The organism is Oleiphilus sp. HI0061 (assembly GCF_001635675.1).
In genome coordinates this window covers 1-1,313 of the sequence record NZ_LWFE01000081.1, presented here as the reverse complement: position 1 = coordinate 1,313, position 1,313 = coordinate 1, and the positions used below count along the sequence as shown (strand labels likewise).

Here is a 1,313-nt window from a genome sequence, read left to right as displayed (position 1 = left end):
TAAATTGCTTCGATAATAGCTCAACAACGAAGCGTTCAAAGCAGTCATACTGACGAGACTCACCAAGAACATGGCAGGCACGGGCAGCTTTTCGCATCAGGGGGCGTGCCGAATATTCCGGTAAACCGTGAAGCTCTATTGCTTCCTTTTCAGCCGCATCATTAGTCATCGCTAGCTGAGATAGTTTTTCTGTTACCGATAGCAACTTAGCGCCCTGTGATTGCTCGGTATATGCGCTGACGGTCAGACCAGCCAGTAACGCTAAAACAGACACACTCAATAATAAGGCAAGGCTCAATTTCAGAGAGATATCTCGTGCAACCATCGTCGCGGGATAAATACTAAAAACGCCTAAAGCAAAAAAGGCTGCGCCAACATAGGCAATATCAACCCCCGCTGCCAACAAGCCAACTGAGATAACAACATCGAAGGCAATAGGAACCGGAAAAAAAGCAGCGCACAAGGCCACCACAATTAGTATTATTAAGGTCCACGACCCATTTAAGTTATCTAGTGAAACAAATTCTGCTACAAGCGCAGCAAGCCCCCCAGCTAAAAGCATAAGAGGCAGCGCCCCTTTTAAGATAAACCCTAAATGCCCCAAATATGCTTTGGTAAATTCAAAGACAAACTGAAGCCCCCTAGTTTGTTGCGTAATTGCACAGGCATTTAGCGGGAGATCAATACCACTACCTTTAAACTTACCACCCTCGCCATGAAAACGAGCACTTAAAAAGGGAATTACCAGTAAGACAAAAAATACGATCAAGATGTACTTAATGGCAACTAGCTCTATGGGCAGCAAGCTTAGTGACATCGCAACCACGATAAAATTAAAGCTTGGCGAACTACTCAGCATCGATAAAGCGGTGGGAGTAGGAAGGCCTCCCCGGTATAAACCAAAAGCAATGGGCGTAGAACAGTTGGCGCAAACACCCAAAGGAGTTCCGAGCAAGGCACCAATAAACGCTTGTTTATAAGGATTTCGCCCATCTGCGACTTTAGGCAAGTTTATTGAAAGGAAANATATTAAAGTCAGTACAGCTGCAGCAAATAGAAAACCAAAGGTCATTCCTTGCCAGTTGGTATATGCCCAGTTAAGCGAGCTATAGAGAATACGCTCTGCATGCCCTTGCTCAGCACTAAGCGGGTAAATGACATCAAAGGCGAGAGAACTAAGATGGTTGCGCTGGCCCATCTGAGCTTTTTCATCCAGCGCTGGAAGCCGCGACTGGGACAAGAACAACAATGAGATAAAGGCGAGCAGAATGAGAGAGCAAAGAAATCCCCTTTTATCGACTACCCGCATATTG

1 protein-coding gene is annotated in these 1,313 nt (G+C 45.6%); it reads right to left on the bottom strand.

Annotated features, from left to right (window positions below):
* Positions 1 to 1,198: permease (locus A3735_RS01005; protein ID WP_197485562.1), on the bottom strand; the 1,198-nt coding region annotated here is incomplete at its 3' end.
* Positions 1,199 to 1,313 lie beyond the last annotated feature (115 nt).